This window comes from Anoxybacillus sp. ST4 (genome assembly GCF_019448545.1).
Lineage (GTDB): Bacteria > Bacillota > Bacilli > Bacillales > Anoxybacillaceae > Anoxybacillus > Anoxybacillus pushchinoensis.
The window spans coordinates 15,245-27,605 of sequence record NZ_JAHZOE010000028.1 but is presented as its reverse complement, the minus strand read 5'-3'; the positions used below and the strand labels follow the sequence as shown (position 1 = coordinate 27,605).

Sequence of the window (12,361 nt, the reverse complement as noted above, 5' to 3'; positions counted from 1 at the left end):
AGCATGTTTGCTCGGTGACGATAGCGGAGAGGTCACACCCGTTCCCATCCCGAACACGGAAGTTAAGCTCTCCAGCGCCGATGGTAGTTGGCGGGACACCGCCTGCGAGAGTAGGACGTTGCCGGGCGGACATAGCAAGTTAGAGAGCATCTCCGTTTTGTTCTCTAACTTTTTTTGTCCATGTATTTGCGTTTAACGCTTTTACAATCCTCTCCCCCATAGTGAAGAGCTAACCTATATCGGTTAGCTCATTTTTTATTTAATGTCCACCTTCCTTTTTATATGATCAGGGACGAGACGATGAAGATGAACAAATAGCAGTCCGTTCTCGTACACAGCTTCCACTTTCTCCCCTACAGGAAAGGGAAGTTGTATCTCTCGTTCAAAAGGTTCTTGTGTAATTCCTTCTTCAATTAGTTCAAATCCTTCAAATTGCAATTGAACATTAGCTTTAATTTCTAATGTATTATAATGAATGTACACTTCTGCATCGTGTACATGTGCTAACCCTGGGATCGCTGCGACGACAAGTAGCTCATTATCACGACGATACATATTGATGCCTGATGAATAGGAAGAAAAGGAATTTGATGAGTTCCAAAATGGATGAGTAAAAAAGGCTTCCCATTGCTTTGTCCAATCCATAAGCTTCTCCCCTTTCTCTTTTTCTTTTTACTATATGGTGAAAGAGATGAAATGGTGATTTTTAAGTAAAAACCGAACATTAATTATTTTGTTTGTAAAAATGTTCGATTTTATGTTGACATGATTGAAAAACGACTGGTAAGATGAAGATAAATGAATACGTTGTTGAACCCTCATATAATTTTGGGAATATGGCCCAAAAGTCTCTACCCAATAACCGTAAATTATTGGACTATGAGGGAAAGGATCTTATTGGCTTTTTTCACCCAATGGGCGAAATATGTCCAGAACGATGCTTTCCCTTATGATCGAGGGGCGTCGTTCTGGATTTTTTTCTGAATGGATAATAAGGAGGGTGAATATACATGCGGCCACTTGTAGCTGTTATTATGGGAAGTCAATCAGACTGGGAAACGATGCGTCATGCATGTGATATATTAGAAGAATTTCATATTCCGTTTGAAAAAAAAGTTGTTTCGGCCCATCGTACACCTGACTTTATGTTTGCATATGCCGAAACAGCTGAAGAGCGTGGAATTAAAGTCATTATCGCTGGAGCAGGGGGAGCTGCTCATTTGCCGGGGATGGTAGCAGCTAAAACAACGTTGCCTGTTATTGGTGTTCCGGTTATGTCTAAAACGCTAAATGGTCTTGATTCGTTGCTTTCTATCGTCCAAATGCCCGGAGGAGTGCCAGTAGCGACAGTGGCTATCGGAAAAGCAGGTGCCGTCAATGCGGCATTGCTTGCAGTATCGATTCTCGGAACGCACGATCCGGCGTACATGGATGCATTGCGGATGCGGCGTGAGGCAATTCGAAAACAGGTGATAGAAAGTAGTGATCAGCTTGAGTAAAGTGATTGTACCGGGGCAAACGATTGGTATTATTGGCGGAGGTCAGTTAGGGAGAATGATGGCGCTCGCTGCAAAAGAGATGGGATTTTTCGTAGCGGTTCTTGATCCTACTCCGCAATCGCCTTGTGCTCAAGTGGCTGACATTGAAATTGTCGCTTCGTATAGCGATGAAGAAGCGTTACATCATTTAGCCGAAGTGAGCGATGTTGTGACATATGAGTTTGAAAATATTGATGCTGATGCGTTGAATCGATTAGTAGAGAAGGGATATGTGCCGCAAGGAAGCGAGCTGCTTTCTATTACACAGCATCGTTGGAAAGAAAAACAGGCAGTTCAGTCTGCCGGGTTGCCTGTTGCCCCTTGTCGTCTCGTACTGGAAGAAGAACAATTGGAACGGGCGATTGAGGAGATCGGCATTCCGGCTGTATTGAAAACATGTCGGGGAGGGTATGATGGAAAAGGGCAAGTGGTTATCCGTTGTTTAGATGATATTCATGAGGCGCGCTCGCTGCTCGCTTACGGTGAATGTGTATTGGAGGCATGGGTGCCGTTTGTGAAAGAGTTATCTATTATCGTTGTGCGTAGCGTTTCTGGTGAAATAGAGCTGTTCCCTGTTGTCGAGAACATTCATCGCGACAATATTTTGCATCAAACGATTGCTCCAGCCCAAGTTAGCCAGAAAACCATTGCGCAGGCGGAAATGTATGCTCGACGATTAGCGGAAACATTTCAACTTGTCGGCACACTAGCCATTGAAATGTTTTTAACAGAAGATGGGCAGTTATATGTCAATGAACTTGCTCCTAGACCGCACAACTCAGGTCATTATACAATAAACGGTTGTATCACATCGCAATTTCAACAACATATTCGTGCTGTGTGCAATTGGCCGCTTGGTAGTACAAAATTATTAAAACCTGCAATTATGGTCAATATTTTAGGAGAACATGTTGACGACGTTATTCGAAACATCGATCAATTTCGCGATGCTCATGTTCACTTTTATGGAAAAAAAGAAGCGAAGCCGAAGCGGAAAATGGGGCATATCACGTGGTTAGTTGACGATGTCGATGAGATGCAACGAAAAATAGACGAATTTGCGATTTGGACAGATCGGAGGATGAACGTATGATTGAACGTTACACAAGACCGGAAATGGGAGCGATTTGGACGGAGGAGAACCGTTTTCGTGCTTGGCTAGAAGTCGAAGTTTTAGCGTGTGAAGCATGGTCGGAATTAGGAGTTATTCCGAAAGAAGATGTGGAAAAAATTCGTCAAAACGCATCGTTTCGCATTGAACGCATTAAAGAAATCGAGGAAGAGACGCGTCATGATGTCGTTGCCTTTACGCGTGCCGTATCAGAGACGTTAGGAGAAGAGCGAAAATGGGTACATTACGGACTGACGTCTACGGATGTTGTTGATACCGCATTGTCGTATTTACTAAAACAGGCAAATGACATTTTATTGCGCGACTTAGAAAACTTTATCGCGGTGTTAAAAGAAAAAGCGATTGAGCATAAATATACGGTCATGATGGGAAGAACGCATGGTGTACATGCCGAGCCTACGACGTTTGGATTAAAATTGGCGCTTTGGTATGCTGAAATGCAACGCAACTTAGAACGTTTTAAGCAAGCAGCGGAAACGGTGCGCGTTGGAAAAATTTCTGGTGCGGTTGGCACGTATGCAAACATTGATCCGTTTGTCGAACAGTACGTATGTGAAAAACTTGGCTTACAGCCTGCACCAATTTCAACGCAAACGTTGCAGCGTGATCGTCATGCGCACTATATGGCGACGCTCGCTTTAATTGCGACATCCATTGAAAAATTTGCAGTTGAAATTCGTGGATTACAAAAAAGTGAAACGCGTGAAGTGGAAGAATTTTTTGCAAAGGGACAAAAAGGTTCATCGGCTATGCCGCATAAGCGCAATCCGATCGGTTCGGAAAATATGACAGGCATGGCGCGTGTCATTCGCGGCTATATGTTAACAGCTTATGAAAATGTACCGCTTTGGCATGAACGCGACATTTCACACTCGTCTGCGGAACGTATTATTTTACCGGATGCAACGATCGCTCTAGACTACATGCTTCATCGTTTTACAAACATTGTGAAAAACTTGACGGTATTCCCTGAAAACATGAAGAAAAATATGGATCGTACCCTCGGGCTTATTTATTCTCAGCGCGTGTTGCTAGCGCTCATTGACACGGGGATGACGCGTGAGGAAGCGTACGATCTCGTGCAGCCAAAAGCGATGGAAGCGTGGGAAAAACAAGTGCCGTTTCGCTCGTTAATTGAAGCGGACGAAGTAATTACAAGTCGTTTAACAAAGGAACAAATCGCGGATTGCTTTGATTACAACTATCACTTAAAGCATGTCGACACGATTTTTGAGCGACTTGGTTTGCAGTAGGTAAGGCGCTGTCCTTACCTATACAAAAAAATTTCCTAATATTCTGTATAACTGGGGGAGAGAACATGGAGAAGCAACACCTTCTGTATGAAGGAAAGGCGAAGAAAGTGTATGCAACGAACGAAGGGGGCGTGTTATGGATTGAATATAAAGATGAAGCAACAGCATTTAACGGTGAGAAAAAAGCAACGATTGCTGGAAAAGGGAGATTGAATAACGAGATTACGAGTTTACTATTTTCCTTGTTACATGAAGCAGGTGTAAATAATCATTTTATTTGTAAAATATCTGACACCGAACAGCTTGTGCGACAAGTGACGATTATTCCCCTCGAAGTTGTTGTCCGCAATATTGTCGCCGGTAGTCTAGCGAAACGAATCGGTCTTCAGGAAGGAGCCGTCATCGAGAAGCCGATTGTAGAATTTTATTACAAAAATGACGTTTTAGGCGATCCTCTATTAACAGAAGATCATATCGCTCTGTTGCAGCTTGCTTCCCCCGATGAGCTTGTGCACATGAAGCAAATAGCGTTCCGCGTGAACGACATTTTAACTTCTTTATTTCGTTCATGTGACTTACAGCTTGTCGACTTTAAATTAGAGTTTGGAAAAGATGAAACGGGGGCGGTGTTGCTGGCGGATGAAATTTCCCCAGATACGTGCCGATTATGGGATGTATACACGAAAGAAAAGTTCGATAAAGACGTATTTCGCCGCGATTTAGGCGACTTAACAGAAACATATACAAAACTTTTACAACGATTAGGAGGATTATCATGTACAAAGTAAAAGTGTACGTCACATTGCGTGAAAATGTATTGGATCCACAAGGTAATGCTGTAAAAGGAGCGCTTCATAGCTTAAGTTATCATGAGGTGCAAGATGTGCGTATTGGAAAGTTCATGGAATTAACGGTAGCAAAAAGTGACCGGGACATAGATGAACTCGTGAAAGATATGTGCGAAAAGTTGTTGGCGAACACGGTTATTGAGGATTATCGCTATGACATTGAGGAGGTCGTCGTCCAGTGAAATTTGCGGTCATTGTATTTCCGGGTTCCAACTGCGATGTCGACATGTATCATGCGATTGCAGATGAATTAGGGGAAGATGTTGAATACGTTTGGCATGATGCGGAAAGTTTAGATGAATTTGATGCGATTCTTTTGCCAGGCGGTTTTTCATATGGGGATTATTTGCGATCTGGAGCGATTGCGCGCTTTTCGAACGTCATGAAAGCGATCAAAAAAGCTGCAGAAGAAGGGAAGCCGATTTTAGGTGTATGTAACGGATTTCAAATTTTACTCGAAGCGGGTCTCCTTCCTGGAGCGATGCGGCGCAACGATACGCTAACGTTTATTTGCCGTCCGGTAAAACTTCGTGTCGAAAATAATGCAACGATGTTTACATCCCAATATGAGCGCGGGGAAATTATTACGATCCCGATTGCCCATGGAGAAGGAAACTATTATTGTGATGAAAACACATTGCACCAGCTTATTGCGAACAATCAAATCGTTTTTCGGTATGAGGGAGAAAATCCGAATGGCAGCTTACAAAACATTGCAGGCATTGTGAACGAAAAAGGGAATGTACTCGGAATGATGCCGCACCCTGAGCGTGCTGTTCATGAACTGCTTGGCGGAGCTGACGGGTTAAAACTGTTTCAATCAATCGTGACATATTGGAGGGACGCACATGTCGTTACTACTTGAGCCAAGTCCAGCGATAATTAAAGAGCAAAAGTTATATCGGGAAATGGGGTTAACGGACGAAGAGTTTGCGATGGTTGAGCGCATTCTTGGACGTTTACCGAATTATACGGAAACAGGCATTTTCTCGGTTATGTGGTCGGAACATTGTAGCTATAAAAATTCGAAACCTGTGTTAAAGAAGTTTCCGACAGAAGGAAAACATGTGCTTCAAGGACCAGGGGAAGGGGCAGGCATTGTCGATATCGGAGATGGATTAGCCGTCGCCTTTAAAATCGAAAGCCATAACCATCCGTCTGCAATTGAACCGTACCAAGGGGCAGCGACAGGCGTTGGCGGCATTATTCGCGATGTGTTTTCGATGGGCGCGCGACCAATTGCGTTATTAAACTCGCTTCGCTTTGGGGAATTAACGTCACCGCGCGTGAAATATTTATTTGAGCGCGTCGTTGCAGGCATTGCTGGATACGGAAATTGCGTCGGCATTCCGACAGTTGGGGGAGAAGTGCAATTTGATGGAGCGTACGAAGGAAATCCACTCGTGAATGCGATGTGTGTCGGAATTATTCGCCATGAAGAGATTCAAAAAGGGATCGCGGCAGGCGTTGGAAACACGGTTATGTACGTCGGTGCGAAAACGGGACGTGACGGCATTCATGGGGCGACATTTGCATCGGAAGAATTAACGGAACAATCTGAACAAAAGCGTCCAGCTGTTCAAGTCGGGGATCCGTTTATGGAGAAATTGCTTCTTGAAGCTTGTTTGGAAGTCATTCATTCCGATGCGCTCATTGGCATGCAAGATATGGGGGCTGCAGGTTTAACAAGTTCGTCAGCGGAAATGGCGAGCAAGGCAGGCTCTGGTATTGAACTAAATTTAGATCTTGTACCACAACGCGAAACAGGAATGACACCGTATGAAATGATGCTATCTGAGTCACAAGAGCGCATGCTTCTCGTCGTTCAAAAGGGTCGCGAACAAGAAATGATAGATGTGTTTGCTAAATATGGGCTAGAAGCGAAAGCGATTGGTCGCGTAACAGATGACCATATGTTGCGTTTGTATCACCGCGGGGAAGTCGTTGCTGAAATTCCGGTTGATGCGCTTGCTAAAGATGCTCCTGTATATTATAAGCCATCGAAAGAACCGGCGTATTATCGCGAGTTTCAAACGATTGAGTACGTACCGACGATTAACGATTATGAAGAAACGTTGCTTGCATTATTAAGTCAACCGACGATTGCAAGTAAAGAATGGGTATATGAGCAATACGATTATATGGTGCGGACAAACACAGTTGTTGCGCCAGGATCTGATGCAGCTGTGTTGCGCATTCGCGGCACAAATAAAGCGTTAGCGATGACGACTGATTGCAATTCCCGCTACGTTTATTTAAATCCAGAAGTCGGTGGAAAAATCGCGATTGCAGAGGCGGCGCGCAACATCGTTTGTTCCGGCGCTCAACCGCTTGCGGTGACCGATTGTTTAAATTTCGGAAACCCAGAGAAACCGGAAATTTTTTGGCAACTAGAAAAAGCGGTAGAAGGAATGAGCGAAGCGTGCCGTGTACTTGAAACGCCCGTCATTAGTGGAAATGTATCGCTTTACAATGAGACGAACGGCGAAGCGATTTATCCGACACCAATTGTCGGTATGGTCGGCGTCGTTGAGGATATCAACCATATTACGACACAGTCATTTAAACAGCCAGGTGACTTGATTTATGTCATTGGGGAAGCGAAGCAAGAATTTGGTGGGAGCGAGCTACAAAAATGGCTAACAGGTCGCATTTTTGGAAAAGCGCCAACGATTGATTTACATGTAGAAGCAGAGCGACAACAACAGCTTCTCACCGCGATTCGAGCTGGAGTAGTAGCATCAGCGCATGACATATCGGAAGGTGGCTTGGTGATTGCGCTTGCGGAATGTTTAATGAGCACAAAAGGTTTAGGAGCGTATGTGACAATCGACGGTGATGTTGTTGCGGAATTGTTTAGTGAAACACAATCACGCTTTATCGTTTCTGTAAAAAAGGAACATCGTCAAGCGTTTGAACAGCTCGTTCAAGCGATATGTATTGGGGAAGTGACGAACGATGAAATGCTTCATGTGGTGAATGGGGATACGAGTATCATCCACGTTCCAGTAGAAACAATGCGAAATGTATGGAAAGGAGCTATTCCATGCTTGCTGAAATCAAAGGATTAAACGAAGAGTGTGGGATTTTCGGCATTTGGGGACACGAGGAAGCGGCGACATTGACATATTATGGGCTGCACAGTCTACAACATCGCGGCCAGGAAGGGGCAGGCATTGTTGTCGGAGGTAACGGAACGCTACAGTTTCATAAAGGACTTGGCTTAGTAACAGAAGTGTTTAGTCGCGGAGAGTTAGAAAAATTAACGGGCATGGCCGCCATCGGCCACGTCCGTTACTCCACTGCTGGTGGGGGCGGGTACGCGAACGTTCAACCGCTTTTGTTTCGCTCACAAGGCGGCAGTTTAGCACTTGCGCACAACGGAAATTTAGTGAATGCCGATGAGCTTCGTTTCCGCTTAGAACAACAAGGAAGTATTTTTCAAACGACGTCCGATACAGAGGTGCTCGCCCATTTAATTAAGCGAAGTGATGAACCGATTTTAAAAGAGCGAATTAAAGAAGCATTAACGCATTTGCGGGGCGCCTTCGCTTTTCTTATTTTAACGGAAACCGAAATGTATATCGCCCTTGATCCGCATGGTTTTCGCCCTCTGTCGTTAGGTCGTTTAGGCGAGGCATATGTCGTCGCATCGGAAACGTGTGCGTTTGATGTCATTGGTGCCACATATGAACGGGAGGTTGAGCCAGGGGAGCTCATTATGATTAATAAACAAGGCGTTCGTTCCGAGCGTTTTGCCCCTAAAGTTTCCCGTTCGATTTGTAGCATGGAATATATTTATTTTGCCCGTCCTGATAGCAACGTTGATGGCATTAACATTCATACAGCACGAAAAAATCTAGGAAAACAGTTAGCCGTTGAAGCCCCTGTTGCAGCGGATGTGGTGACAGGTGTGCCCGACTCAAGCATTTCTGTTGCGATCGGCTATGCGGAAGCGACGGGTATTCCGTACGAATTAGGGCTAATTAAAAATCGATATGTTGGGCGAACGTTCATCCAACCGTCTCAAGCTCTCCGCGAACAAGGTGTAAAAATGAAATTGTCACCTGTTCGTGGGGTTGTAGCTGGCAAGCGTGTCGTTATGGTTGATGACTCTATCGTGCGCGGGACGACAAGCAAGCGCATCGTACGCATGCTTCGGGAAGCTGGAGCGACGGAAGTACACGTGCGCATTAGCTCTCCACCTATTACTCACCCATGTTTTTACGGTATTGATACATCGACAAAAGAAGAGCTTATTGCTGCTACACATACAGTAGAGGAGATTCGCCAGCTCATCGAAGCGGATTCGCTCGCTTTTTTAAGTCAAAAAGGGCTGCTGCAAGCAATTGGGCGCCCAGATGATTCGCCGAGCTGTGGCCAATGTTTAGCTTGCTTTACTGGACAATATCCGACGAAGATAGGAGGGGAGTACGTTGGCACATTCGTACAAACAAGCCGGTGTGAATATTGAAGCTGGCTATGAAGCGGTCGAGCGGATGAAAAAACATGTCGCCAAAACTGCCCGAATTGGTGCGTTAGGAAGTTTAGGTGGTTTTGGAGGAATGTTTGACCTTTCTTCACTTGGATATAAACAACCAGTACTCATATCAGGAGCGGACGGAGTAGGAACAAAACTAATGCTTGCTTTCAAGCTCGACCGCCACGACACGATTGGTATCGATTGTGTTGCAATGTGCGTGAACGATATCGTCGTACAAGGGGCGGAGCCGCTCTTTTTCCTTGACTACATCGCCTGTGGAAAAGCGATTCCAGAAAAAATTGAACATATCGTCAAAGGAATAGCAGATGGATGTGTCGAAGCAGGGTGTGCGCTTATCGGCGGGGAAACGGCAGAAATGCCAGGCATGTATAGTGAAGATGAATATGACGTAGCTGGATTTGCAGTTGGTGTGGCAGAAAAAGACAAAGTAGTTACAGGGGATGGGATTGTCCCAGGGGATGTGCTCATTGGTCTTGCATCAAGCGGTTTGCATAGCAACGGCTATTCGCTCGTGAGAAAAATTATAAAGGATGCCGACTTGCGATTAGATGACATATACGAGCCTTTTTCTCGTCCGCTTGGTGAAGAACTGTTAACACCTACGCGTATTTACGTTCGTGCCGTACTGGAAGCATTGAAACAAGTTCGTGTAAAAGGAATGGCTCATATTACAGGGGGCGGGTTTATTGAAAATATTCCGCGTATGTTGCCAAAAGGATTACAAGCGGAGATAGACTACGGCTCATGGCCGATTCCACCGATTTTTAATTTCCTTCAGCAACACGGGAGGCTGCAACGAGCGGAAATGTTTAATATTTTTAATATGGGAATTGGCTTCGTCATGGCTGTCGATAGCGACGTTGTGCCAGACGTTGTGCAGTTGCTTGAATCGTTTGGAGAGCAAGTGTATGTGATCGGTCGGATAAAGGAAGGAACGGGTGTATCGTTTGCAGGAGGAAAAATCGAATGAAGCGAATAGCTATTTTTGCTTCGGGGAGCGGAACGAACTTTCAAGCGATTGTCGATGCGGCAAAAAAAGGAGAGATACAAGCAGACGTAGCTCTTCTTGTATGTGACCGACCGCATGCAAAAGTCATTGAACGGGCCATTCGCGAACACGTGCCGTCATTTGTTTTTCATCCGAAACAATATGAAACAAAAGAATGTTTTGAGCGTGAGATTTTACAACAGTTGCGCGAACGAGGTGTGGATTGGATTGTTTTAGCGGGATATATGCGACTGATCGGTCCTACACTTTTACAAGCTTATCGGAACAAAATTGTCAATATTCACCCGTCGCTTTTACCCGCTTTTCCAGGTAAAGATGCGATCGGGCAAGCGTATCGATATGGCGTGAAAGTTACAGGTGTGACCGTTCATTATGTTGATGAAGGAATGGACACAGGGCCGATCATCGCTCAACAGGCGTTATACATTTATGACGGTGAGCCGCTTGAGAGCATTGAACATCGTATTCATGAAATCGAACATACGTTGTATCCACAAGTTATTCAACAATTGTTGACGGAGAAAGGGAGTACAAGCGATGAAAAAACGAGCAATCATTAGCGTGTCAAATAAAAAAGGAATCGTTACATTCGCTAAGAAATTAACGGAGCTTGGGGTGGAAATCATTTCGACGGGCGGCACAAAACGCGTATTAGCGGAACACGGCATCCCAGTAACAAGTATTTCAGAGGTAACAAACTTTCCAGAAATTTTAGATGGTCGTGTGAAAACCCTTCATCCACATATTCATGGTGGGCTGTTAGCTGTTCGGGAAGATGAAGTGCATGCGCAGCAATTAAAGGAACATGCCATTACACCAATTGATTTTGTTATTGTGAACTTGTATCCATTTCAAGAAACGATTGCAAAACCGAATGCTTCCCTTGTAGAAGCAATCGAAAATATTGATATTGGCGGTCCAACGATGCTAAGGGCGGCGGCGAAAAATCATGCGTATGTGACAGCTGTTGTTGACCCGGACGATTATCATTTAGTGATTGAACAGCTGAAACAATATGGTGAGGTGTTACTTGAAACGAGACGGACGTTGGCGGCAAAAGTGTTCCGCCATACTGCAGCGTACGATGCGACGATTGCCCAATATTTAACGAACATCGTTGGAGAAACATACCCAGAAACGATGACGATGACCTTTGTGAAGAAACAGTCGCTACGATATGGGGAAAATCCACATCAAACAGCTGCATTTTATGAAAGGCCGCTCCGTTCACCGTTTTCTATTACGGCCGCGAAGCAGTTGCACGGCAAAGAGCTATCGTACAACAACATTAATGACGCAAACGCCGCGTTGCAAATTGTTGCGGAGTTTACCGAGCCGGCAGCGGTGGCAGTAAAACATATGAATCCGTGTGGGGTAGGTATTGGTGAAACGATTGCTGAGGCGTTTCAAAAAGCTTACGAAGCCGATCCAACGTCCATTTTTGGTGGTATTGTAGCACTAAATCGCGAAGTCGATGAACAAACAGCCGCACAGCTAAGCGACATCTTTTTAGAAATTGTCATTGCCCCATCGTTTACAGAACAGGCACTTGCGCTATTAACGAGAAAGAAAAATATTCGTTTGCTAACGGTTGATTTTCAAGCGGAGCGAAAACAAGAGCCGTTTGTCGTATCCGTACGTGGTGGACTGCTTGTTCAAGATGAAGACATATATACGATTGATGATGCGAATGTCCAAGTAGTGACCGAAAGACAGCCGACAGAAGAAGAGTGGGCGAATTTAACGTTCGCTTGGCGCGTTGTTAAACATGTGAAATCGAATGCAATTGTTTTAGCGAGAAATGGCATGACGGTTGGCGTTGGCGCTGGACAAATGAATCGTGTTGGAGCTGCTCGCATTGCGATTGAACAGGCGGGAGAGAAAGCTAAAGGAGCGGTATTAGCTTCCGACGCATTTTTCCCGATGAGTGATACAGTTGAAGCAGCTGCTCAGGCAGGGGTGACAGCGATCATTCAGCCGGGTGGATCCATTCGTGACGAAGATTCGATTCAAAAAGCTAATGAATATGGAATAGCCATGGTATTTACAGGCGTTCGCCATTTTAAACATTAAGGGG

The 12,361-nt window shown here is 44.9% G+C and carries 12 protein-coding genes, 1 rRNA gene and 1 riboswitch; of the genes, 12 read left to right on the top strand and 1 reads right to left on the bottom strand.

The features are described from left to right. Nucleotides 1–10 precede the first annotated feature (10 nt). A 5S ribosomal RNA gene (gene rrf, locus K1I44_RS13025) occupies nt 11–127 on the top strand. Nucleotides 128–255: 128 nt separating this feature from the next. Here rrf and K1I44_RS13020 read toward each other — a convergent pair. Beyond that, entirely contained in the window at nt 256–645 is a 390-nt protein-coding gene (locus K1I44_RS13020; RefSeq protein WP_003398663.1) for an Hsp20/alpha crystallin family protein, read from the bottom strand. A 153-nt stretch (nt 646–798) separates the two neighbouring features. Further along, nucleotides 799–900, top strand: a riboswitch (purine riboswitch). A gap of 110 nt (nt 901–1,010) precedes the next feature. Here K1I44_RS13020 and purE point away from each other — a divergent pair. The 11 genes from purE (at nt 1,011) to purH (ending at nt 12,357) form a co-directional block, all read left to right on the top strand. After that, nucleotides 1,011–1,499, top strand: a complete 489-nt coding sequence (gene purE, locus K1I44_RS13015) for a 5-(carboxyamino)imidazole ribonucleotide mutase (protein ID WP_003398661.1) — start codon at nt 1,011–1,013, stop codon at nt 1,497–1,499. Beyond that, nucleotides 1,483–2,631 (top strand): 5-(carboxyamino)imidazole ribonucleotide synthase, encoded by a 1,149-nt coding sequence (purK, locus tag K1I44_RS13010; protein WP_219986388.1) that lies wholly within the window; start codon nt 1,483–1,485, stop codon nt 2,629–2,631. The genes purE and purK overlap by 17 nt, the downstream gene beginning before the upstream one ends. After that, a complete protein-coding gene (purB, locus tag K1I44_RS13005; protein WP_219986387.1) occupies nt 2,628–3,923 on the top strand; it encodes an adenylosuccinate lyase in 1,296 nt (431 codons plus the stop codon). Before purK ends, purB begins: the two co-directional genes overlap by 4 nt. 65 nt (nt 3,924–3,988) lie before the next feature. After that, the gene (gene purC / locus K1I44_RS13000; protein ID WP_219986386.1) at nt 3,989–4,711 is read left to right on the top strand and encodes a phosphoribosylaminoimidazolesuccinocarboxamide synthase; all 723 of its coding nucleotides are present in this window, start codon (nt 3,989–3,991) and stop codon (nt 4,709–4,711) included. Next, the gene (gene purS / locus K1I44_RS12995) at nt 4,699–4,953 is read left to right on the top strand and encodes a phosphoribosylformylglycinamidine synthase subunit PurS (protein ID WP_219986385.1); all 255 of its coding nucleotides are present in this window, start codon (nt 4,699–4,701) and stop codon (nt 4,951–4,953) included. The genes purC and purS overlap by 13 nt, the downstream gene beginning before the upstream one ends. Then, nucleotides 4,950–5,636, top strand: coding sequence for a phosphoribosylformylglycinamidine synthase subunit PurQ (purQ, locus tag K1I44_RS12990; protein ID WP_219986384.1), 687 nt, complete (start codon nt 4,950–4,952; stop codon nt 5,634–5,636). Before purS ends, purQ begins: the two co-directional genes overlap by 4 nt. Next, on the top strand, nt 5,620–7,842 hold the full coding sequence (gene purL, locus K1I44_RS12985; RefSeq protein ID WP_219986383.1) for a phosphoribosylformylglycinamidine synthase subunit PurL: 2,223 nt from the start codon (nt 5,620–5,622) through the stop codon (nt 7,840–7,842). The genes purQ and purL overlap by 17 nt, the downstream gene beginning before the upstream one ends. After that, nucleotides 7,818–9,245: an amidophosphoribosyltransferase gene (gene purF / locus K1I44_RS12980; RefSeq protein WP_091702631.1), complete on the top strand. Its 1,428-nt coding sequence runs from the start codon at nt 7,818–7,820 to the stop codon at nt 9,243–9,245. Before purL ends, purF begins: the two co-directional genes overlap by 25 nt. After that, a complete protein-coding gene (purM, locus tag K1I44_RS12975; RefSeq protein ID WP_219986382.1) occupies nt 9,208–10,245 on the top strand; it encodes a phosphoribosylformylglycinamidine cyclo-ligase in 1,038 nt (345 codons plus the stop codon). Before purF ends, purM begins: the two co-directional genes overlap by 38 nt. Continuing rightward, nucleotides 10,242–10,844 (top strand): phosphoribosylglycinamide formyltransferase, encoded by a 603-nt coding sequence (gene purN, locus K1I44_RS12970; RefSeq protein ID WP_219986381.1) that lies wholly within the window; start codon nt 10,242–10,244, stop codon nt 10,842–10,844. The genes purM and purN overlap by 4 nt, the downstream gene beginning before the upstream one ends. Next, on the top strand, nt 10,822–12,357 hold the full coding sequence (gene purH / locus K1I44_RS12965; protein ID WP_219986380.1) for a bifunctional phosphoribosylaminoimidazolecarboxamide formyltransferase/IMP cyclohydrolase: 1,536 nt from the start codon (nt 10,822–10,824) through the stop codon (nt 12,355–12,357). The genes purN and purH overlap by 23 nt, the downstream gene beginning before the upstream one ends. Nucleotides 12,358–12,361 lie beyond the last annotated feature (4 nt).

Excerpts from the sequence above, each read along its gene's own strand:
- K1I44_RS13020 (WP_003398663.1), bottom strand. The coding sequence starts at position 645 with ATGGATTGGACAAAGCAATGGGAAGCCTTTTTTACTCATCCATTTTGG.
- purF (WP_091702631.1), top strand. The coding sequence starts at position 7,818 with ATGCTTGCTGAAATCAAAGGATTAAACGAAGAGTGTGGGATTTTCGGC.
- purN (WP_219986381.1), top strand. The coding sequence starts at position 10,242 with ATGAAGCGAATAGCTATTTTTGCTTCGGGGAGCGGAACGAACTTTCAA.
- purS (WP_219986385.1), top strand. The coding sequence starts at position 4,699 with ATGTACAAAGTAAAAGTGTACGTCACATTGCGTGAAAATGTATTGGAT.
- purH (WP_219986380.1), top strand. The coding sequence starts at position 10,822 with ATGAAAAAACGAGCAATCATTAGCGTGTCAAATAAAAAAGGAATCGTT.
- purE (WP_003398661.1), top strand. The coding sequence starts at position 1,011 with ATGCGGCCACTTGTAGCTGTTATTATGGGAAGTCAATCAGACTGGGAA.
- purL (WP_219986383.1), top strand. The coding sequence starts at position 5,620 with ATGTCGTTACTACTTGAGCCAAGTCCAGCGATAATTAAAGAGCAAAAG.
- purC (WP_219986386.1), top strand. The coding sequence starts at position 3,989 with ATGGAGAAGCAACACCTTCTGTATGAAGGAAAGGCGAAGAAAGTGTAT.
- purB (WP_219986387.1), top strand. The coding sequence starts at position 2,628 with ATGATTGAACGTTACACAAGACCGGAAATGGGAGCGATTTGGACGGAG.